The 21,128-nt window shown below is 33.3% G+C and carries 12 protein-coding genes; 6 read left to right on the top strand and 6 right to left on the bottom strand.

What is annotated here, in order from left to right; translation table 11 throughout:
- Nucleotide 1 precedes the first annotated feature (1 nt).
- The 3 genes from WC223_00430 to WC223_00420 form a co-directional block, all read right to left on the bottom strand.
- Nucleotides 2-514, bottom strand: a complete 513-nt coding sequence (locus tag WC223_00430) for an RDD family protein (protein ID MFA6922694.1) — start codon at nucleotides 512-514, stop codon at nucleotides 2-4.
- Nucleotides 515-550: 36 nt separating this feature from the next.
- Nucleotides 551-1,342, bottom strand: a complete 792-nt coding sequence (locus WC223_00425; GenBank protein MFA6922693.1) for a thymidylate synthase — start codon at nucleotides 1,340-1,342, stop codon at nucleotides 551-553.
- A 144-nt stretch (nucleotides 1,343-1,486) separates the two neighbouring features.
- Complete coding sequence (locus tag WC223_00420) at nucleotides 1,487-2,125, bottom strand: bifunctional nuclease family protein (protein ID MFA6922692.1); 639 nt, start codon at nucleotides 2,123-2,125, stop codon at nucleotides 1,487-1,489.
- Nucleotides 2,126-2,613: 488 nt separating this feature from the next.
- Here WC223_00420 and WC223_00415 point away from each other — a divergent pair, with 488 nt between their 5' ends.
- From WC223_00415 to WC223_00395, 5 genes are all read left to right on the top strand, one after another.
- Complete coding sequence (locus WC223_00415; protein MFA6922691.1) at nucleotides 2,614-5,049, top strand: sodium-translocating pyrophosphatase; 2,436 nt, start codon at nucleotides 2,614-2,616, stop codon at nucleotides 5,047-5,049.
- A gap of 184 nt (nucleotides 5,050-5,233) precedes the next feature.
- A complete protein-coding gene (locus tag WC223_00410) occupies nucleotides 5,234-8,185 on the top strand; it encodes a two-component regulator propeller domain-containing protein (protein ID MFA6922690.1) in 2,952 nt (983 codons plus the stop codon).
- A gap of 138 nt (nucleotides 8,186-8,323) precedes the next feature.
- Complete coding sequence (locus tag WC223_00405) at nucleotides 8,324-9,088, top strand: LytTR family DNA-binding domain-containing protein (GenBank protein ID MFA6922689.1); 765 nt, start codon at nucleotides 8,324-8,326, stop codon at nucleotides 9,086-9,088.
- Between the two features lie 247 nt (nucleotides 9,089-9,335).
- Complete coding sequence (locus WC223_00400; protein ID MFA6922688.1) at nucleotides 9,336-12,482, top strand: T9SS type A sorting domain-containing protein; 3,147 nt, start codon at nucleotides 9,336-9,338, stop codon at nucleotides 12,480-12,482.
- A gap of 342 nt (nucleotides 12,483-12,824) precedes the next feature.
- Complete coding sequence (locus tag WC223_00395; protein MFA6922687.1) at nucleotides 12,825-14,834, top strand: oligopeptide transporter, OPT family; 2,010 nt, start codon at nucleotides 12,825-12,827, stop codon at nucleotides 14,832-14,834.
- 194 nt (nucleotides 14,835-15,028) lie between these two features.
- Here WC223_00395 and WC223_00390 read toward each other — a convergent pair whose 3' ends face one another.
- The 3 genes from WC223_00390 to WC223_00380 all read right to left on the bottom strand — a co-directional run bounded on the left by WC223_00390 (nucleotide 15,029) and on the right by WC223_00380 (nucleotide 17,508).
- Nucleotides 15,029-15,811, bottom strand: a complete 783-nt coding sequence (locus WC223_00390; protein MFA6922686.1) for a zinc-dependent peptidase — start codon at nucleotides 15,809-15,811, stop codon at nucleotides 15,029-15,031.
- Between the two features lie 235 nt (nucleotides 15,812-16,046).
- Nucleotides 16,047-16,283 carry a NifU family protein gene (locus WC223_00385; protein ID MFA6922685.1) on the bottom strand — a complete coding sequence of 79 codons (237 nt, stop codon included), beginning with the start codon at nucleotides 16,281-16,283 and terminating at the stop codon, nucleotides 16,047-16,049.
- Between the two features lie 67 nt (nucleotides 16,284-16,350).
- The gene (locus WC223_00380; protein MFA6922684.1) at nucleotides 16,351-17,508 is read right to left on the bottom strand and encodes a hypothetical protein; all 1,158 of its coding nucleotides are present in this window, start codon (nucleotides 17,506-17,508) and stop codon (nucleotides 16,351-16,353) included.
- A 310-nt stretch (nucleotides 17,509-17,818) separates the two neighbouring features.
- On the opposite strand from WC223_00380, the gene secA reads away from it, so the two are divergent.
- The gene (gene secA / locus WC223_00375; GenBank protein ID MFA6922683.1) at nucleotides 17,819-21,115 is read left to right on the top strand and encodes a preprotein translocase subunit SecA; all 3,297 of its coding nucleotides are present in this window, start codon (nucleotides 17,819-17,821) and stop codon (nucleotides 21,113-21,115) included.
- Nucleotides 21,116-21,128: the final 13 nt, after the last annotated feature.

The raw sequence follows: 21,128 nt of genomic DNA, 5'->3' as shown, positions 1-21,128 counted from the left end.
TTTATTTTTTAACAACAAGACAATTTGCCATAATATCGTGAAGTGCTTGTTTTTTCTCGGTAAGTCCAGCCATAATATAACCAATACATAAAATCAAACCCGAAACAATTTTTCCAAAATAACGACCTGTTGCCTGTCCGAAATTTATTCTTTCACCATTGAGATTAGTAACTTTTATGTTCAGAGCCATCTTGCCAAGAGTTCCTTGTTGTGCAGATGATTCCATGAATGCAAAATACAACCATCCTACTACCAAAGTAATAAAATTTGCAATCAATGCAGCACCAATAATTGGTCCTAATAAGTTGGCAATTTCACATTGAGAGGAGTAGCATCCTTGTTTCATGCATGACAAAGAACATACAGAAGTAATACCTATCATGGCTATAAAAGGACCGATTAAAATCAATTTCACCACTCCAATTATCAAGCCGTCAATAATAATTGCAACAAACCTCAGCCAGAAACCTGCGTATTTCGGCTGAATTTCGGGATTTAAATTTTGATTTTCCATTTTTTTTGATTTTTTAAATAAATAATAATATTGGATTTATACTGCAATATCAGCTTTAATATGTGGATGCGGGTCGTAATTTTCTAGAGTAAAATCCTCAAATTTAAAAGAAAAAATATCTTTTATTTCAGGATTGATGTTCATTAATGGTAATTTTTTGGGAGTACGTGTCAACTGAAGTTTCGATTGTTCTACGTGATTTGCATATAAGTGCATATCGCCTAATGTGTGTATATACTCCCCGTATTCAAGATTACATGCCTGAGCAATCATCATTGTGAGTAGCGAATACGAAGCAATATTAAAAGGCACGCCGATAAATAAATCTGCACTTCTTTGATATAGCTGGCATGAAAGTTTATTGTTTGCAACATAAAACTGAAAAAGTACATGACATGGAGGTAAAGCCATCTTCTCAATTTGCCCGACATTCCATGCACTCACAATAATTCTTCTCGAATCGGGATTATTTTTTATTTGTTTTATAATCCGTGAAATCTGGTCAATACTTCCATCTGGAGTATCCCATGAACGCCACTGATGTCCATATACGGGACCTAATTCGCCTTTTTCATCAGCCCACTCATTCCATATCGAAACATTATGAACATTCAAATATTTAATGTTTGTATCACCTTTTAAAAACCAAAGTAATTCGTGAATTATTGATTTCAGATGAAGTTTTTTTGTAGTAAGCAGTGGAAATCCATTCTGAAGAGCAAATCTCATCTGATAGCCGAAAACACTATATGTACCTGTTCCGGTGCGGTCTTCTTTTTTTACTCCGTTGTCAAGAACGTGTTTTAATGCATCAAGATATTGCCTCATGAAATGGATTTGTTTGGAATTAATTTTAAGAGTTCGTTGTTTGTGGTTTGTTTTGTTTTAAACCATAAATCTATTTTTTATCAGTCAACCTCAAAACTTCAAAGTTTATTATTAAACATTTCTAACTACAAACAACAAACTTTTCTATTTCTTCTTTTTTCTTTCTTTTCTTTTATTTATTTCATCTCTTATTCTTGATGCCTTTTCATATAGTTCCTCATCAATAGCAGACATCAGCATTTCATCAAGTTCTTTAACAGTATATGATGCAAATTCACTGGGTTTTTCCTTTTCCTTTTCTTTTTCGGGTACTGTCTCTTTTATTTCTTTTATTTCAGCTTTTTCTGCTGATTTTTCTTCCTGTTCAGTTGTTTCATCCAAAATAATTCCTGTTGCTTCGAGTATGTTTTCAAATGTATAAATCGGGCAATTGAATCTAACGGCAATAGCAACAGCATCGGAAGTGCGTGAATCTAATTCAGTTATTTTATCGGGGCTTTCACAAATAAGTTTGGAGTAAAAAATACCGTTAATAAATTTGTATATAACAACTTCGGTAATATTGATATTAAATTCAGTTGAAAAGCTTTTAAATAAGTCATGTGTCAAAGGTCGTGTGGGTTTCATTTTTTCAAGTTCAATAGCAATTGCCTGTGCTTCAAATCCCCCAATTATTATCGGCAATCTTCTTTTGCCTTCGGCTTCACCGAGAATAAGAGCATACGCTCCGGTTTGTGTCTGACTGTATGATATTCCTATTATATCAAGCTTAATCTTATCCATTTATTTATTTTGAATTTTATTTTCTTTATCCAAATTTCGCAAATTTAAGAAAATTTCAATGAATTTTTAAAAAAAATATGTATGTATAACGCGTGTTCGGAACCCAGTTAATTTATTCTCAAATTAATACAGCATGTAAAAGTATTAAAACCTAATTATTTCTGTAGATTTGTGTGTTTTAGTAAAAAAACAGCCACCAAATCACAAAAACACAAAATAACACCAAAGTGGAGGATGCAAACATACGACCTCAAAAGTATCATATATACCGTTAAGGCGCAAACGCAAAGATAAAATATTTATTTTTGAACCTTTGAGTCTTCGCGACTCGGTAAAATTTGTTTTGCAACATGACAACCCCATTGTTTTAGTCTGCAACTCACATTAATTTTAAACTTGCTGAATTACAATTGTTATTAAATATTTAATTGTTTTTTAAAAGTTGTTTTATAATTTTGAGCTTTTATTAAAAACTAAATCTTAAAATTATGAAAAAGAAAATTTTGTTTACAAGTTTTATAATTAGCTTGTTTAGTCCAGTTTTATGTTTTGCCAGTGATGCCGATTTAAAAATTCCGGAACTGAATCCCGACCAAAACACATTGTTGATGTTCGGGTTCATTATATGTTTTCTGGGATTAGCATTCGGGTTGTATCAATTTTTAAGGGTAAAAAAACTCAGAGCACATCAATCAATGCTTGATGTTTCAAATACTATTTTTGAAACATGTAAAACATATTTACTGCAGCAAGGAAAATTTTTAATTTATCTTTTTATATTTATAGCGGTATGTATTAGTTTTTATTTTGGTTTTCTACAAGAAAAAGGAGTTGGAGGAGTACTTTTAATTCTCGGCTGGACAGTTATCGGCATTCTTGGTTCTTATGGCGTGGCATGGTTCGGAATAAGAATGAATACTCTTGCCAACAGCCGAATGGCTTTTGCTTCTCTTGAAAGAAAACCTTTAAAACTGCTTACTATTCCTTTAAACTCAGGTATGAGCATTGGTGTAATGCTTATATGTGTAGAATTAATAATGATGCTTATTATTTTATTGTTTGTACCACGAGAACTTGCAGGAGCGAGCTTTATTGGTTTTGCAATAGGTGAATCTCTTGGAGCAAGTGCATTAAGAATTGCCGGTGGTATTTTCACAAAAATTGCCGACATAGGTTCAGATTTAATGAAAGTTGTTTTTAAAATTGGTGAAGACGACCCTCGTAATCCCGGTGTTATTGCAGATTGCACAGGTGATAATGCAGGCGACAGCGTTGGACCTACTGCTGACGGTTTCGAAACTTATGGTGTTACAGGTGTTGCTCTTATTTCTTTTATTGTTCTTGCAATTACAGGTATTGAATTTCAGAAAGAACTTCTCACTTGGATATTTGTAATGCGTATTCTTATGATTATTACTTCCATTGTTTCTTTCTGGCTCAATGGATTTTTGAGCAAAGCAAGATACAGCAATAAAGATGATATTGACTTTGAAAAACCTCTTACAAATCTGGTTTGGATAACTTCAATAATGTCAATCATAGTTACATTTATTGCAAGCTATTTTTTAATTGGTCCCGATACATCAATAGGTGCGCAGGACGGAAATCTATGGCTCGTTCTTTCAACAATTATAAGTTGTGGTACAATTGGCGGAGCTCTTATTCCTGAGTTCACAAAAATATTCACAAGTCCAAAATCAGCTCATGTTAATGAAGTTGTAACTGCATCAAGAGAAGGCGGTGCATCACTTACGATATTATCGGGTTTGGTTGCAGGCAATTTCAGCGCTTTCTGGCAGGGCATGGTGTTTTTCTTGTTAATGTTTGTAGCTTATTTTGCAAGTACTTTCGGTTTAGACCAATACATGATATATCCTTCAATCTTTGCATTCGGCTTGGTTGCATTCGGTTTGCTCGGCATGGGTCCTGTTACTATTGCGGTTGACAGCTATGGTCCTGTTACCGACAATGCTCAATCGGTTTATGAACTTTCATTAATCGAACAAAATCCAAATGCATCGCAGGAAATAGAAAAAGAGTTTGGTTTTAAACCCGATTTTGAAAAAGCAAAACATTTTCTTGAAGCAAACGATGGTGCAGGAAATACTTTTAAAGCAACTGCAAAACCAGTATTAATAGGAACTGCTGTGGTTGGTGCAACAACGATGATTTTTTCTCTGATTCTCGTTATTAAAAATGTTCTTGGCATTGAACCCGAAACTATTCTTAATGTTTTAAATCCATGGACAATACTTGGTTTTCTTTGTGGCGGTGCTGTTATTTACTGGTTTACCGGTGCATCAATACAGGCAGTAACAACCGGTGCTTATCGTGCAGTTGAATACATCAAGAAAAATATAAATCTTGATGCAGATGCTGATAAAAAAGCTTCTACAGAAAAATCAAAAGAAGTTGTAAAAATTTGTACTCAATATGCTCAAAATGGAATGTGGAATATATTTCCTGCAATTTTTTCTTTTGCTTTAGCATTTGCATTTATATCAGGATATGAAGCTGATAATCCCGAACCAAAAATTGCATTTGCTGCTGCTTCATTCTTTGTGAGCTATCTGATTTCAATTGCTGTATTTGGTTTGTTCCAGGCAATATTTATGGCAAATGCCGGTGGCTGCTGGGATAATGCTAAAAAAGTTGTTGAAGTTGATTTAAAAGAAAAAGGTACGGCATTACATGACGCAACTGTAATAGGCGATACAGTGGGCGACCCATTTAAAGATACTTCATCGGTTGCTTTAAATCCTATTATTAAATTTACAACTTTATTTGGTTTACTTGCAATGGAAATAGCTATTTCTCCTAATTTCAGACCAGTTGCTCCGTATGTAGGAATTGTATTTTTAATTATAGCATTATACTTTGTTTGGCGTTCGTTTTATAAAATGAGAATTATAAAAACCGAATAAAACAAAGTTCTGTTTTTTGATAAAAAACATAAACTAACTGAAAAGCTGTCTGAAAAACTCGGGCAGCTTTTTTTATTTCTATAAATATTGCAACTCAAACAATATGATAATTTTATATATTTGCCTGTTAAAAGAAATAATATTTTTAGCTATAGATTAATTTATAAAACTTACATATTTTTTAATGACTGCTTTCAATTATTTTTTATTCAAGAAAATTTTCTTTTGCATACTCTTTACTATATTTATCTTTACAGAAGCATCTTCACAAGAACCGGTATACCGGAAATACACAATTGAAAATGGACTGCCTTCTACGGAGGTATATCATGTAATTCAGGATAAAAATGGCTTTTTATGGTTTGCTACATCTGCAGGCGTTAGTCGTTACGACGGAAATAAATTTCAAAATTTTTCAACTCGCGAAGGATTACCTGATAACGCTGTGTTAGAATTGTATGAGGATTACAAAGGCAGGATTTGGTTTATTCCTGTTTCTTTTAAACTATCGTATTTTGATAATGGTAAAATTTACGCATACACTTTTAATGATTCCATTTCCAAATATATTAATGAAAAAAATGTGCCTTCGGCATTGCATTGCAAATTCGGCTTTCGGGTCGATTCTTATGATAATTCAACTATATGCGTTCGTTATCATGGACTAATTGAAATTTCTAATAAAGGTTATGTTAATAAAAGCAAACATTCACATTTTGGAACGTATTATCTACCAATTTTCTTTAAGTCTGGTTTTGAAATTGCTTTCAATATTGGGAATATATATAAAATACATAACCATGAAATTTATTTTCCGGAAATACCAACTTCATGTTCATCAAACTTTTGTATAGAAAATCCAAAGAATCAAATTTTATTAACAATTTGCAATAATTTGCATATTATAAAAAATTATAAATTGATTAAAAATATTGATTTTCAATCAAAAATTATATGGCTAAGCTGCGACAGAGAAAATAATACATGGCTCTCTGTTTATCAGGATGGATTGTACTGCTACAAAAACGGAGATATGAATTCAAAGCCATTGCATTTTTTTAAAAACAGTTCCATTTCATCTGTTCTCTTTGATAATGAAAACGGGCTTTGGCTTACTTCATTGAACGACGGTGTTTATTATGTTCCTTCACTTGAATTTAAAAACATTTTTATTCAACAAAAAGGCAATGATAATAAAAAATTTATGCTCGCAGTTGATGAAAAAAATAAAATTTACATTGCTGAAGAAGAAAGTAAATTGATGATTATTGATAATAAAGATACGAGTGCAATTAAGCTTAGTGAATATTCCTATGTTCCTACGATTAAATACGATTTTTCAAATCATTGGCTTTTAATAGGAATTGACAAAAAACTATTTTATTTAAAAAACAACAAAATAGAAAAAATACACAGTGATTTTAAAGATGATGGTTTTAGTGATATATATTCTTTTTATCCTGATAAAAACAATAGCTATTATTTATCTACAAGTATGGGTATAGCTAAAATTATTAACAATAAATGTGTATATCAATCCGCTATTTCAAGTGAAAAATTTATTTTCGGTATAAAAACTTTTGGTATTACAAAAGATGAAAGCGGCAACTTATGGCTCGCCACAATTAACGGTCTTTGGAAAGGAATTGAAAAAATAAATTCTGCTACAAATAAAATTTTTATCGAATACAAATACTATGGCGATAAAAATAAACTTCTGCAATTGCGCATGAATGACATCTGCACAATTAATAATAAATTATTTTTAGCTACTAATGATGCAGGAATTTTAATATATTCAGGCGATTCAATAATACAAATTGATGCCGATAATGGATTGACAGGCGCTCAGATTAAATCTTTATGTTATTCGAATGGAATTTTATGGGCAGCAACAAACAAAGGTTTGAATAAAATTATATTAAATCCGAAAAATAACAGGAGTTCGAAAATTTTCCAAATTACAACGCTTAACGGTTTAATATCCGACGATGTTAATTATGTTACTGTAAAAGATTCTGTTGTTTATGTTGGAACATCTAAAGGAGTGACATACTTTAATTATTTTAAACTTAAGCCCAATACAATTGCACCTTTGGTGTATATAAATAAAATTAAAATTAACGATAAAGACACCTGTCTTCAAAATAAATTTGAACTCACTTATAAGAAGAATTACATAAATATTTCATTCAATGGATTAGCGTACCGCAACAGCGGAAAGATACTTTATAAACTTAAAATGGAAGGAATTGACAAAGCATGGATTTATACAAATTCCACAAATATAAATTATCCTTTTCTGCCACCGGGAGAATATTGCTTTCGGGTTTATGCCTGCAACGAAGATGGCGTTTGGAGCAGCACTCCCGCTGCTGTTACTCTTCTTATTAAACCTCCTTATTGGGAAACATGGTGGTTCAGAACATTTATTGTTGCTGTTCTGTTGTTAATAATTACCGGTTTATTTATGGAATACAGGCGCAGAAGTTTATTGAAACAAAACATGCTGATATATCAGCAGCATGCTCTCACACGTCAGATGAATTCACATTTTATTTTCAATACACTAAATTCAATACAACATTTTATCATGGGAAATGATAAAATTTCATCAGGTTTGTATCTCGGCAAATTTGCCACTTTGATGCGTATTGTGCTGAATAGCTCAAGACAAAAAACAGTTTCATTAAAAAGCGAGCTCGAAGCAATTGAATTATATATTGAACTTGAATCGCTGAGGTTTCAGGGTGATATCAAATATAATATTGAAGTTGACAGTGATATTGATGCGGCACAAATAAACATTCCTCCTTTGCTTATTCAACCCATTGTTGAAAATGCCATTATTCATGGATTGATGCATAAACAAAACAAAGGGTTTATAAATATTAAAGTTACAAAAGTCAACGAGAAATTAATTTGCGCGGTTGAAGACAACGGCATTGGAAGGGAAAAGTCAATGGAAATAAATCAGGGAAAAACAAAAACACATAAATCTCTGGCTACAATAATTACTAACGAAAGAATAGAAACAATAAACTCGTATCTTAAAACCAAAATGTTTATTGAAGTAACAGATTTAAAAGATGAAAACAACCAACCTTTGGGTACAAGGGTAACTCTCAATTTTTAAAAAAGTTATTATCTCTTCGCAAAAAAACCCACCCGTGATTTGCAATAAAATATTTTGTTACTCATTATAAATCAAGCTAAAAATTTCAAAAAAACAATTTATTTTTTTTACATTTGCCATAATAAAAATTCATTTTTTATGCTCGAAAAAAACAGAATAATAAAAGCCATGATTGTAGATGATGAAATTCATGCTCACGTTAATATTAAAAAATTATTAAATGAATATTTCCCAAGTATTCAATTGGTAGCTGAATGCATCTCAGCTAAAGAAGCAATAAAAGAAATTCAACGGCAAAATCCCGACCTTTTATTCCTTGATGTAAATATGCCGGAAATGACCGGTTTTAAGATGCTCGAAATCATACCAGAAAGAAATTTCGATGTGATTTTTATTACGGCTTATGATGAATTTGCCATAAAAGCATTTAAAGTAAATGCCATAGATTACATATTGAAACCAATAGATTCAAATGAATTTATTACCTCTCTGAACAAGTATGTTAATAATTTTAAACAAAACGAAAACAGAGAACAATTCGAAAATAGATTGCTAAAACTTAAAGAAAATATAGAAGATAAAATCTCCTTCCCTACGTTTGACGGCAAATATTATGTAATGAAAAGTGATATTATATGTGTTGAAGCCGAAGGAAGTTATTCCAAAGTTATACTCAAAGGTGGCGAGAACCTTATGGTCTCAAAAAATATCAAGGAAATCGAAGAATTGCTTATTGATAAAATATTTTTTCGAGTGCACAGGTCAACTATATTAAATATAAATTACATTAAAACATATAATGCTAAATCAGGTGAAATATGTTGCTCGGATAATAAAAAAATATATGTGTCACGCCGCTGCAAAAAAGACTTTAATAAATTACTTGCTGAATTTGATATGTAATATTATTACAAAATATAATTTTATCTGCCGGAAAATTAACATATAATTTTCTTTTATCTAAATATTTCTTACTTATTTTTACCGTTCGTCAATTTACCTCAACCGTTCGTCAAATTACCTCAGCCGTTTAAGAAACCATCATTTACAAGAAGTTAGTGCAATATATATTTGTGCTTTGAAATTTAAAAATCAAAGCGGATGCCGAAAAGCTTAAAGAGTAGGCGGAAATTAAAACAGCAAACAAAAAATGAAAACAAAATTAAAAATTGCAGGAAGCATTATTTTATTCTTCCTGGTGGTATCCCTAAGTTTAAAGGGACAGGTATCAGACAAAACAGGTCAAATCATTAAACCCAAAATATTTGACCAGTATGGAAAAACCTATAACGTAGAAGATGTTATTATTAAGAGAACGAGAGCGGACATTGTCGTTACAGCAGGTTTTTTTGAACTGACATTTGTTGACCCTCTCCAATTACCAAACATTGGTTTTTTTGATGCAAGTAGCGGAACTGCAAGAAGAAATGTAGTGCGGCAAGTTTTTACCGATTTATCGCAATTAATAGTTAGACCAACTGTGGCAACAAGTTTAGTTAAAATACAAGTTTTATCTCAAAATAACCCAACTTCATGGGCGATTGGTTCAGGACAATCACTTCTTGCCCAACTAAATGATAATAGTGGAATAATAGATGCTGCTGTTTGGAAAACAATTACTGGCGGAGCAGATGCTTTTGCACAATTTGGTCAATTATTATATGGCGACCCTAGTATGGTATTTTATCATGGCATATTAACGTTAAACTTCAGAACAGATTGGAATTTCAATACAAATTTATCTATTTATCCTGTAGCAGCCCAATTTGATTTATATTCAATAACATTGCACGAAGCAATGCATATGCTTGGTATTGGATCTTATATTACTTCAACAGGTGCATCTTGGTTTGCACCAAAAAATTATTATTCAAGATGGGATATGCATTTGAGAAGAAATACTCCAACACAATCAATGCTATTATCAACAAATAATTGTTATATTCAGTCGTTTATTGCGAATACAGGTGATTTATCAAGCGGTTGTCAGAATATAAGATTTGTTGGAATTGGAGGATTAGACTTGCCAGTATTGGCAACAGGTGGATGCACTGACGGTTCTTCATTAAGTCATTTCGATAGAAACTGTACGCCTAATCCGAATTATATTATGCAACCCAACATATCAGCGGGAGAAAATCCGGCAAGAAGAAGTCCTGTGCAAGAAGAAGTAAATGTTTTATGCGAATTGGATTACCAGACAAGCGGAACTTATGGTACCACAAGCTCAGGTTTGGGAATTTACCATACTTTTACAACTTGCGGTGAAAGAATTGCTGGAGTTAATGATTTTGGTTATTCTACAAATTACAAAGTACCTATTACAATAAGCAATGTTTTAAACAATGATAATAATGGAACCATATTACCTGCACGTTTTGAGTGTTTGGAAATAATTACTTCGGGAGCCGGCAATAACACTAATTTATCAGCAACACAAGGGATATCATTTACATACACTCCCCCAACAGGTTTTGCGGGAAACGCTATTTTGCGTTATATTCCTGTAAACACAAGTGGTAGTAAAAGAGGAAATATTACTTATATTGTAATTTATGTAAATCCACCACAATTTGATTGCAACCCAAATCAATGCAATCTTGTTTGTAATGGTGATTTTACAGGTTTTTTGGTAGGAATGCCCAGCCCATCAATGGATCCATATAGCAATTTTAGAATTACAGACCCTTTAGGTAATTCTCCTGGTATTGAAAACTTTAATGGCAATCAATATTGTTCTATTTCTTCTTATTCTCATTTTGAAGGTATAGTTTATCATTTAATAAGACCAATAGCACCCGGATGTACAACAACTATCAAATTTAAAGCATCAAGAAATTATAATGGCGGAATAAATGGAAATATAATATTGCGAATACTTGGCTCATTTAATCCTCCTTGTGTTCCAAACACATTAAATAATACAGATTGCGCCGGAGGTGGTGGGGCATGCACAGCATATACACATACATGTATGGCAAATGTTACGTTAACCAATGATGCAACAGGTTCTTGGCCCAGTATTACTAATCCAAATTTTATTGCATTTACACGTACTTATGTTAATAATACAGGAAGCGACATAAATTATATTATGTTTACAGGTGCAGAACATGCAACAGGTTTTATCTTAATAGATGACATAGATGTTCGCTCTAATTGCGAAAAGCCATTAACTATTACATCAACCGTAACTTCACCAAATTCATGTTCTGGTGGTACTGTTAGTATAAATTATCAGATATGCTCAAACACAAATAATGCAAATCCTATTACTTTACAAGTAGCTGCTTTGCCTACAGGATTGAGTTTTGCAAGTGGTGGAAATTTTAATTCTTCGGGACAATGCGTAATTCCTGCAAACGGATTATATGGAACAATTGATGAAACATTTTGTACAAATTTGGTATTGAATCTTAACATTAGTCCAAATACAAGTGGCGGTCCAATTAATGTTACACTAAATGCAGTATCAAATAATGCTTGCTTTAACTCAAATACAAATAGTAATGTAACTACAATTACATTAAGTCCAAAACCATGTGTTTCTCTGATGGGAAGCTACTCACCGGGTAGATGTGCAGGAAGTTGTTCAAATATTTCGGCTTTTTGTTCTTCTTTTATTTGTTCAGGTAATTATACTTGTAACTACACATATAAATGGAGCACTGGAGCTGTATCTTATTCAATAAATGTTTGTCCCACCATAACAACTAATTATACTTTAACAGTTACAACAGCTCAAGGTTGCACTGCATCAACCGGAATGACAATATTCAGAAATCCCAAACCCGAAGTATCTGTATCAGGTGTTCCGACATGCGATGGGTGCAATTATACTGCAAGCCCTTCTAACGGAAGCAGCCCATATACTTATCTATGGTCAAATGGAGCTATTACACAAACTACTTATTCACCAAATGCAAATGGTTGTCCTAATGTTGTTGTTACAGATGCTAATGGTTGTACGGGGTCTCCATATTTTTATCCTATTTGCACGGGGTATCCTTGTAAAGGTTCCCATTTATCAGGTATTACAGAAAACACAGAATCTGTTGCTTTCAATATTTATCCCAATCCCACAAATGACAATATAACCATTGAATCAGAAAATATCACCGGAAATGATATCTATTTTGAAATCTACGGATTGCTTGGCAACAAAGTGGCTAACTATAAATTAACTGATAGCAAAACCACTGTTTCTGTTAAAGATTTAGACGCGGGAATTTATTTGTATAAAGTTGTTGTTAACAAAGTGCCAATTAAAACGGAAAAGCTTATTATTACAAAATAAGAAATTTCAACTATCTGAAAAAGCTGTCTGAAAAACTCGGGTAGCTTTTTTTATTTTTATAAATTCCGTAACTCAAACAATATGATAATTTTATATGTTTATCTGTAAAAAAAATGTATAATATTGCTGTTTTATTTCAGCAATTATTGTTATTTTTGCACAAATGAATAAGAAAAATGCATTCGTAGTTTCTGACGATATATTAACAGGCACTTATAATAAAATCCCTCTTTGGCTTTTCGGATTTCTTTATTAGAGTCGCCATAAAATAATTTATATCCCAAAATCACATTAATTTAAAATTATTTCTTAATTTGCCGCAAAATTTAAAAATAAAAATCTATGTCGGAACAAATTACAGAAACAAAAAGTTTACCTGAAAATGCCTACAGAGAGCTTAATGCGGGTGAAGAATATAAACCTGTTATGCCTTCGGGTTCAATATTTCCCGAAATTACTGCATGGTCGGTAGGAATGGGCTTGCTGATGGCAGTTATATTTTCGGCTGCTGCTGCCTATTCCGGATTAAAGATAGGTCAGGTATTTGAAGCAGCTATACCAATTTCAATTATTGCAGTGGGAGCTTCTGCGGCAGCTAAAAGAAAAGATGCACTCGGGCAGAATATAATCATTCAGTCCATTGGTGCATGTTCGGGAGTTATTGTTGCGGGTGCAGTATTCACCATTCCGGGGCTATATATCCTGCAGGCAAAATATCCTGAAATCGAAATAAATTTCTGGCAAATATTTTTCTCATCTTTATTGGGAGGTTTTCTGGGGATATTATTTCTTATTCCTTTCCGCAAATATTTTGTGAAAGACATGCACGGCAAGCTTCCTTTTCCTGAAGCAACAGCCACAACAGAAATATTAATGACGGGTGAAAAAGGAGGAAGCGGAGCAAAATTACTAATTGTAAGCGGTTTAATCGGCGGTATTTTCGACTTCTGTTTTTCTGCTTTCAAACTTTGGAGTGAAGAAATTACTACACGTATAATACCTTTAGGAGAAATACTCGCCACAAAAGTAAAAATGGTTTTTAAATTCAATGTGAGCGCATTGATTTTCAGTTTTGGTTACCTAATAGGATTAAGATATGCACTAATCATTACTGTTGGTTCTTTATTATCATGGCTTGTGTTAATTCCATTAATTAACGAAGTTGGAAATATTGCGGCAACTATAGGCGGAGGTGCAAATCCATTTGATGCATTAACAGCAGAACAGATATTTAAATCTTATGTTCGCCCAATCGGAATAGGTGCAATTGCTATGGCTGGAATAATCGGCATCATAAAATCATCAGGGGTAATAGGCAGTGCATTTAAACTTGCTTTTGGTATCGGAGCAAAAAATCAATCGGAAGTTAAAGTGGAAAGAACACAGAAAGACCTGAAAATGTCATTTGTAATGTTGCTGATACTTTTTACACTTATTGCCGTTTTCTTATTTCTAATCTTCGGAGTTAAAATTACACTTGTGCAGGCAATTGTGGCTCTTATAACAGTACTTATTATTTCATTCCTGTTTACAACTGTTGCTGCAAATGCCATTGCTATCGTAGGGACAAATCCTGTTTCGGGAATGACTTTGATGACACTTATTCTATCTTCAGTAGTTCTTGTATCTGTTGGTTTAAAAGGATGGCAGGGAATGGTCAGTTCATTAATAATCGGAGGTATCGTTTGTACGGCGCTTTCTATGGCAGGTGGTTTCATTACTGACTTAAAAGTAGGTTACTGGCTGGGAACAACACCTGTAAAACAGCAATCATTCAAATTTCTGGGAACTTTAGTTTCTGCGGCAACTGTAGGCATAGTTATTTTTATTCTGAATCAGGCATATGGCTTTACTCAATCAACCGGACATCCAAATCCAATGACAGCACCTCAGGCAAATGCTATGGCTGCCATCATTGAACCTTTAATGTCGGGAACAGGCGTTAGCTGGGTATTGCTTGGTGTTGGAGCTATTATTTCTGTTCTGGTAAACTGGCTGGGTATTTCTCCACTTGCATTTGCATTGGGTATGTTTATTCCGCTTCCGTTGAACACTCCTCTTGTTGTCGGAGGGTTGCTTAATAATTGGTTTACCAAGAGCACCAAAAACGAAAAACTTGCCAACTCACGTGTACAAAGAGGAATATTAATTGCCTCGGGCTTTATTGCAGGTGCTGCATTATTTGGTGTTATTGGTGCATTTATAATATTCTTCACTGGAGATAACGAAGCAGTTAATCTTAAAGTATGGAGTAATGAAAACTCAATAGGTGCCCAGATAACAGCATTGCTGGCATTCATCGGACTTGTATCGTATTTTGTTTGGGAATCATTCAGAGCAAAAGAAGAATAAAGAGTTTAAAGTTTAATGTTTAAAGTCTAAAGTTGGTAGTAATAATTAGTGTTTGTATATATTATAAATTTATTTTGAATAAAACTCATAGGGTTTAAATTTTAATTGGAGGCTGTCTAAAAAGCACAATACCTAACAGGTCTTGGATACCTGTTAGGTATTGTTTATAAAAAGCCTTACAAAATGCTTGATATTCAAATCAAATCAACTTCTTCATATATTTTTTTATTGACATCCTGATTCAGCATGCCGGCAATTACATTGTATAGCTCCGGCAATTCTTTTTTGAAAACTTCTGGTGATTCAAAAAAAGTTTCGATAGCACATGCAATAAATTCCATTTTATTTGCGTAAGCATATTCTCTGAAAAATTTTAATTCTTTCGTCTTTTCAATTAAATTGCTTTCTACCATCATTTCTCCAAGACGTTCATAATTTATATCAAAACATTCGCTTAAAGTTTCTATATACTTATTTTCTAAAACAAAAGCATGAGCAAGTTCATGAAGTCCCAAATTTATATTGTCGTGTTCATCTTTAAATCCATCAAGAAAATCTTTCCACGAGAAAACAACTACACCATCCATGTTTGTTTCACCTTTATTATATGTTTTTGTTGAATTCGAAAAAAAATCTTCGGGATAAATTATTATTGTTTCAAGTCCGCTTAACAAATAATCTTTTTCAAATCCGAATGTCAACATTATTGCTGTTGCCGAAATCTGAAGCTTCATTTCGTTTGTAACTTCCAGTTCTTTTCGTCCTTCAAAATTCTTTTTTTCGATAAATTCACGTACTCTTCTGCTGAATTTTTTTTGTAATATTTTCGGTAAATTCCTGTAATATTTATACTTTCTTAAAATAAAATCTTCATCTTCTTCACATAGTCGTTTCTGAAATATAATTCGTATAATAATTTTATTAAATTTTATCAAAAGAAAAAATAAAAAAATTATTACATAAACTATAATTTCCATAACGAAACATGATTCGGTTTTTTCTTAAGAAGTTATTTTCCGATGGAATTTCGAGGCTGTCTCAAAAGAAAAATATTGTTGTTTTTTTTACTTTGTGTTCCTTTGCGCCATACTTTGAGTCCTTTGTGGTTGAATATTTTAACTTAACCACGAAGTCGCACAAAGGTATTCTCAAAGGCACTCAAAGGACTTTTGAGACAGCCTCATGAAATTTTAACAGCTTGATTGATTCAAATTAAATTGCTTCCACCGATTTTATTTCGGGAACAGCTTTCTTAACGGCTTCTTCAACTCCTTTTTTTAATGTTACCGTGCTCATAGGGCAACATCCGCATGCTCCCTGTAGTTCAACCTTAACAATTAAATCGTCGGTTATTTCTACAAATTTAATATCTCCTCCGTCTGCCTGAAGATATGGCTTAATCTGTTCAATTGCCTTTTCTACTTTTGCTTGCATTTCTTGGTTTACCATTTTTTGTTTTTTTTAAATTGTTTAATTTTTAAAATTATTTTTAGCTTTATGTTAAATTAAAACTTAATTAATATAATAAATTCCTGTTATTGCTAACAATATTTTTCGATGCACTTTTCATTGTCTCCACTGCCATCATTAATAATTCAGGTGTTGCAGGAAATGGAGCAGCAGAACGAAGTTTCTTTTTTGTTTCGTCTTTCAAAGCATTAACATCACCATAAGCAGTTGCATAAGCATAATCAAAAATTGCATCGCCAGTGAGCGGATTTGTTTTTATAAGCTGGTTTGTATTATTTTCAATAAAATCAATTGTTCCGGTTAAGCTTGCCGATTTTTTCATTATGGTTTCTCTGATTGTGCATGTAATAGTTTTATATTTTTTAATTTTAATATCATTACCCAAACTATCTTTCATTACATTTCCGTTTTTATCAAGTGCATATTGCCAGCCGTTTTCAACATCTTTAGATTCGGTGTAACTGTTTTCTTTCACTGATTCTGGAGTGAAATTAATATACTTAATTCTTACCAGAATTGAATAATCATAAATGCGTCCGCTCACGGGCTTTGTATCATAATTATGCCATAAATCATTAAATTCGTTTAAACTTATTTTCAGCAAATCTTCTTCAAATCTTGGAGGCAAAGGGATAATAGTTTTATTTTCCATTCGGAAAAGAATATAGCTTGTGCCAATATTTATTGCTTTTTGAATTAATACATCAACATCTTTATAATTATTATAATATTTTTTTACTTCCATCAGTTCATCATAAGCTTTGCGTGCATCGGCTTTATTGTTTGTTTTTAAAAGTTCCACAGCATGTGCATAATTGTAGTCAGCAGCTTTTTGTTTTGAAGCAATTATTTCCTTGTCATAATCAATATAGGAATATCCGATTTTGTTCAAAACATTTTGCGGAAGTGTTTTTACCTCATCCTGACGTATTTTCAATGCCGAATAATTTACAAGAATTTCGTCCCACGTATCAGGTCTTCCTTCTTGTTTCAAAAATTTTATCCTCTCGTTGCTTATCTGATTTGCCAAACGAAATGCATCTGCCAATGGCTGAACATATTTTTCTTTTGCCGGATGTTTTTTTATTTTTTTAACTGCCTTATTTATTGCCGCATCATACATTCCATTTATCACCATCTTTTGCGGCGACATGCAACTTGAAAGCATTATGCAAAGCACTATATAAAAAATCTTTTTTAACATATTTGTCTTTTTATTTTTTCAATTCAAAGATTAAGCCAAAAATAGTGATATTTTTTGAAAGAATAATAAAAGAATTTTTGAAACAATCATTTTTCTTCTTCGTGATTTTTTTATTTTTCGCACAATAATTAAAGCCGGAGAGAAAAACCTGTAAACTTTTTTTAGGACGAGTCATTTACTTTTTAATGCAATCTCTTTTTTATCTTATCTTTCCTGTATTGCAAATAATGCAAATTAAAATATCGTTTTTTCTTTTTTCAATCATTCCAACTTTTTTATTTAACTTTGCTTTCAAATTAATTTTATTAAAATGTCAAACATTGTAACAAATCTCATAGGTAGTTTGTTTAGTAAAAAGTCCGACAGAGATGTAAAAGAAATTTCGCCTTTTATTGCTGTTATTAATCAGCATTTCGATTCTTATAAAAATATCAGCAATGATGAATTAAGAGCAATCACTCAGAATTTAAAAAGCAGAATTCATGAGTTTATTAATGAAGAAGAATCAAAAATAAAGGAGCTTAAAACTCAACTTGAGGAAAATCTCGAATTAAGCGTTGAAGAAAAAGAAAAAATATATTCCGAACTTGATGCTCTTGATAAAGCCGTAAAAGCAAAAACAAAAGAAATACTCGAAGAAGTCCTTTCCGAAGCATTTGCCGTAATGAAAGAAACTGCACGCCGTTTTTTCGAAAACGAAACTCTTGAAGTTACTGCAACTCAGATGGACAGAGACCTCGCTGCTGTCAAAGCAAATATTGAAGTAAAAGGCGATAAAGCGATTTACAAAAATCAGTGGCTCGCAGGTGGGAATATGATTAAATGGGACATGGTGCATTACGATGTTCAGCTTATTGGCGGAATTGTGCTGCATCAGGGAAAGATTGCCGAAATGGCTACCGGTGAAGGAAAAACTCTTGTTGCAACTCTGCCGATATTTTTAAACGCACTCACAGGAAAAGGAGTTCATTTAGTAACCGTAAACGATTATCTTGCAAAACGCGACTCCGAGTGGATGGGTCCTTTATATGAATTTCATGGATTGAAAGTTGACTGCATCGACAAGCACGAACCGAATACCGATGAACGAAGACAGGCATATCTGGCAGATATAACTTTCGGAACAAATAATGAATTTGGCTTTGACTATCTGAGAGACAATATGGCTCGCAGTGTTGAAGAGATAGTTCAGCGAGGTCATAATTACGCCATCGTTGATGAAGTCGACTCTGTTCTGATTGATGATGCACGTACACCTCTGATTATTTCAGGTCAAACCGGCAAGGATGACGAAAAACAGGAATTCAACGAAATGAAACCCAAAGTTGAAAAGCTTGTAAATGCCCAACGAAACCTTATAAATACACTTCTTGCAGATGCTAAAAGATTATTTTCGGAAGGAAAAGAAGATGAGGCAGGATTACCTTTGCTTAGGTGTTACAGAGGATTACCAAAAAATAAAGCATTAATAAAATTCCTAAGTGAACCCGGAGTAAAAGCTCTTTTGCTGAAAACCGAAAATTTCTACATGCAGGACCAGTCGAAGAATATGCCCAAGGTTGACGAACTTTTATTTTTTGTTATTGATGAAAAAAATAACAGTATCGAAATGGCTGAAAAAGGAATTGACCTAATTACCTCCAATACTGATGACCCTCATTTCTTTATTATTCCCGATGTTGGTGCAGAAATTGCAGAAATGGAAAAATCAAATTTATCGGAAGCCGAAAAGATGAGGAAGAAAAATGAGCTGATGGTGAATTTTTCAATAAAATCAGATAGAATACATACAATAAACCAATTGCTAAAAGCATATTCTTTATTTGAAAAAGATACCGAATATGTTGTTCTGGAAAATCAGGTTAAAATTGTTGATGAGCAAACCGGTCGTATTCTCGAAGGACGCCGCTATTCCGATGGATTGCACCAAGCAATTGAAGCAAAGGAAAATGTGAAAGTTGAAGCAGCTACACAAACTTTTGCAACAATCACTTTACAAAATTATTTCAGAATGTACAATAAGCTTGCCGGGATGACAGGTACTGCCGAAACCGAAGCAGGTGAATTCTGGAGCATATATAAACTCGATGTAGTTGTTATTCCTACAAACCGTCCGATTGTCAGAAAAGACAACGAAGACCTTGTTCATAAAACAAAACGCGAAAAATATAATGCCGTTATTACCGAAATTGTTGACCTCGTAAAAAACGGAAGACCTGTTCTTGTGGGTACAACTTCTGTTGAAATATCTGAACTCCTAAGCAGAATGTTGACACTAAGAAAAATAAAACATAATGTTCTTAATGCAAAACAACATCAGCGGGAAGCTGAAATAGTTGCCGAAGCCGGTAAGGCAGGAACAGTTACTATTGCTACAAACATGGCAGGTCGTGGTACAGATATAAAACTTGGTCCTGGTGTTGTTGCTGCCGGCGGTCTCGCAATCATAGGAACCGAACGCCACGAATCACGCCGTGTTGACAGGCAGCTGCGCGGACGTTCGGGACGACAAGGCGACCCGGGCTCTACACAGTTTTTTGTTTCACTCGAAGATGATTTGATGCGACTCTTCGGCTCCGACAGAATTGCAAAAATGATGGATACTCTCGGACTTAAAGAAGGAGAGGTTATTCAACATTCAATGATTACAAAATCCATTGAACGTGCTCAGAGAAAAGTTGAGGAAAATAATTTCGGAATACGAAAACGATTGCTCGAATACGATGATGTGATGAACTCACAGCGTGAAGTGATTTATACAAGAAGACGAAATGCACTTTACGGTGAACGTCTTTCGACTGACCTTATAAATACCATGTACGACGTTTGCGACCATATTGCAAATGAATATTATGATACGAGAAATTTCGAGGGTTTTAAATTCGAATTGTTTAAGACATTCGGAATAGAAAGTCCTTACGATGAACAGGAATTTTTTAAAGTAAATCCTGATGAAATAATTGAAAAAATTTATACCCTCTCACACGAATATTATAAGCATAAATCGGAATTAATGGCTGAAATGGCTTTACCGGTTATAAAAAACATTCACGAAAATACCAATTATGAAAATATTGTTTTTCCTGTTACCGATGGAACTAAAACAGTAAATGTTCTTGCAAATCTCAAAAAATGCTATAATACAAAAGGAAAAGAGCTTGTGCTTTCATTTGAAAAAACAATAGCTCTCGCAATTATTGATAATGAATGGAAAGAACACTTACGCGAACTTGATGAATTAAAACAATCGGTACAAAATGCCGCTTACGAACAAAAGGACCCGTTGCTGATTTATAAATTTGAATCATTTCAGTTGTTCAAAAGCATGCTTCAGAAAATGAACAAGGACGTGATATCATTCTTGTCGAAAGGAAACCTGCCGACAGAAGAGGATGAAAAGAATGTTCGTCAATCAAGAGGACCGCAGCGAACCGACATGAGCAAACTGCGAACAAGCCGCACCGATGACACAATGCCTAAAATTGCAAACACGCAGGAACAGCAGCGTCCGGAGCCAATAAGAGTGGAAAAAAGAGTAGGTCGCAACGACCCATGTCCATGCGGAAGCGGCAAAAAATACAAGCAATGCCACGGAGTGGGGAGTTAATGAATAATGAAGA

This window comes from Bacteroidales bacterium (assembly GCA_041671145.1).
Classification (GTDB): Bacteria; Bacteroidota; Bacteroidia; order Bacteroidales; family JAHJDW01; genus JAQUPB01.
Note: the sequence above shows the minus strand (reverse complement) of the source record. Positions and strands in the feature narration are given on the sequence as shown.

What these genes read in the sequence shown, in the direction of transcription:
- WC223_00425 (MFA6922693.1), bottom strand. Translation starts at nt 1,342, where the DNA reads ATGAGGCAATATCTTGATGCATTAAAACACGTTCTTGACAACGGAGTA.
- WC223_00390 (MFA6922686.1), bottom strand. Translation starts at nt 15,811, where the DNA reads ATGGAAATTATAGTTTATGTAATAATTTTTTTATTTTTTCTTTTGATA.
- WC223_00405 (MFA6922689.1), top strand. Translation starts at nt 8,324, where the DNA reads ATGCTCGAAAAAAACAGAATAATAAAAGCCATGATTGTAGATGATGAA.
- secA (MFA6922683.1), top strand. Translation starts at nt 17,819, where the DNA reads ATGTCAAACATTGTAACAAATCTCATAGGTAGTTTGTTTAGTAAAAAG.
- WC223_00395 (MFA6922687.1), top strand. Translation starts at nt 12,825, where the DNA reads ATGTCGGAACAAATTACAGAAACAAAAAGTTTACCTGAAAATGCCTAC.
- WC223_00430 (MFA6922694.1), bottom strand. Translation starts at nt 514, where the DNA reads ATGGAAAATCAAAATTTAAATCCCGAAATTCAGCCGAAATACGCAGGT.
- WC223_00415 (MFA6922691.1), top strand. Translation starts at nt 2,614, where the DNA reads ATGAAAAAGAAAATTTTGTTTACAAGTTTTATAATTAGCTTGTTTAGT.
- WC223_00420 (MFA6922692.1), bottom strand. Translation starts at nt 2,125, where the DNA reads ATGGATAAGATTAAGCTTGATATAATAGGAATATCATACAGTCAGACA.
- WC223_00385 (MFA6922685.1), bottom strand. Translation starts at nt 16,283, where the DNA reads ATGGTAAACCAAGAAATGCAAGCAAAAGTAGAAAAGGCAATTGAACAG.
- WC223_00400 (MFA6922688.1), top strand. Translation starts at nt 9,336, where the DNA reads ATGAAAACAAAATTAAAAATTGCAGGAAGCATTATTTTATTCTTCCTG.
- WC223_00380 (MFA6922684.1), bottom strand. Translation starts at nt 17,508, where the DNA reads ATGTTAAAAAAGATTTTTTATATAGTGCTTTGCATAATGCTTTCAAGT.
- WC223_00410 (MFA6922690.1), top strand. Translation starts at nt 5,234, where the DNA reads ATGACTGCTTTCAATTATTTTTTATTCAAGAAAATTTTCTTTTGCATA.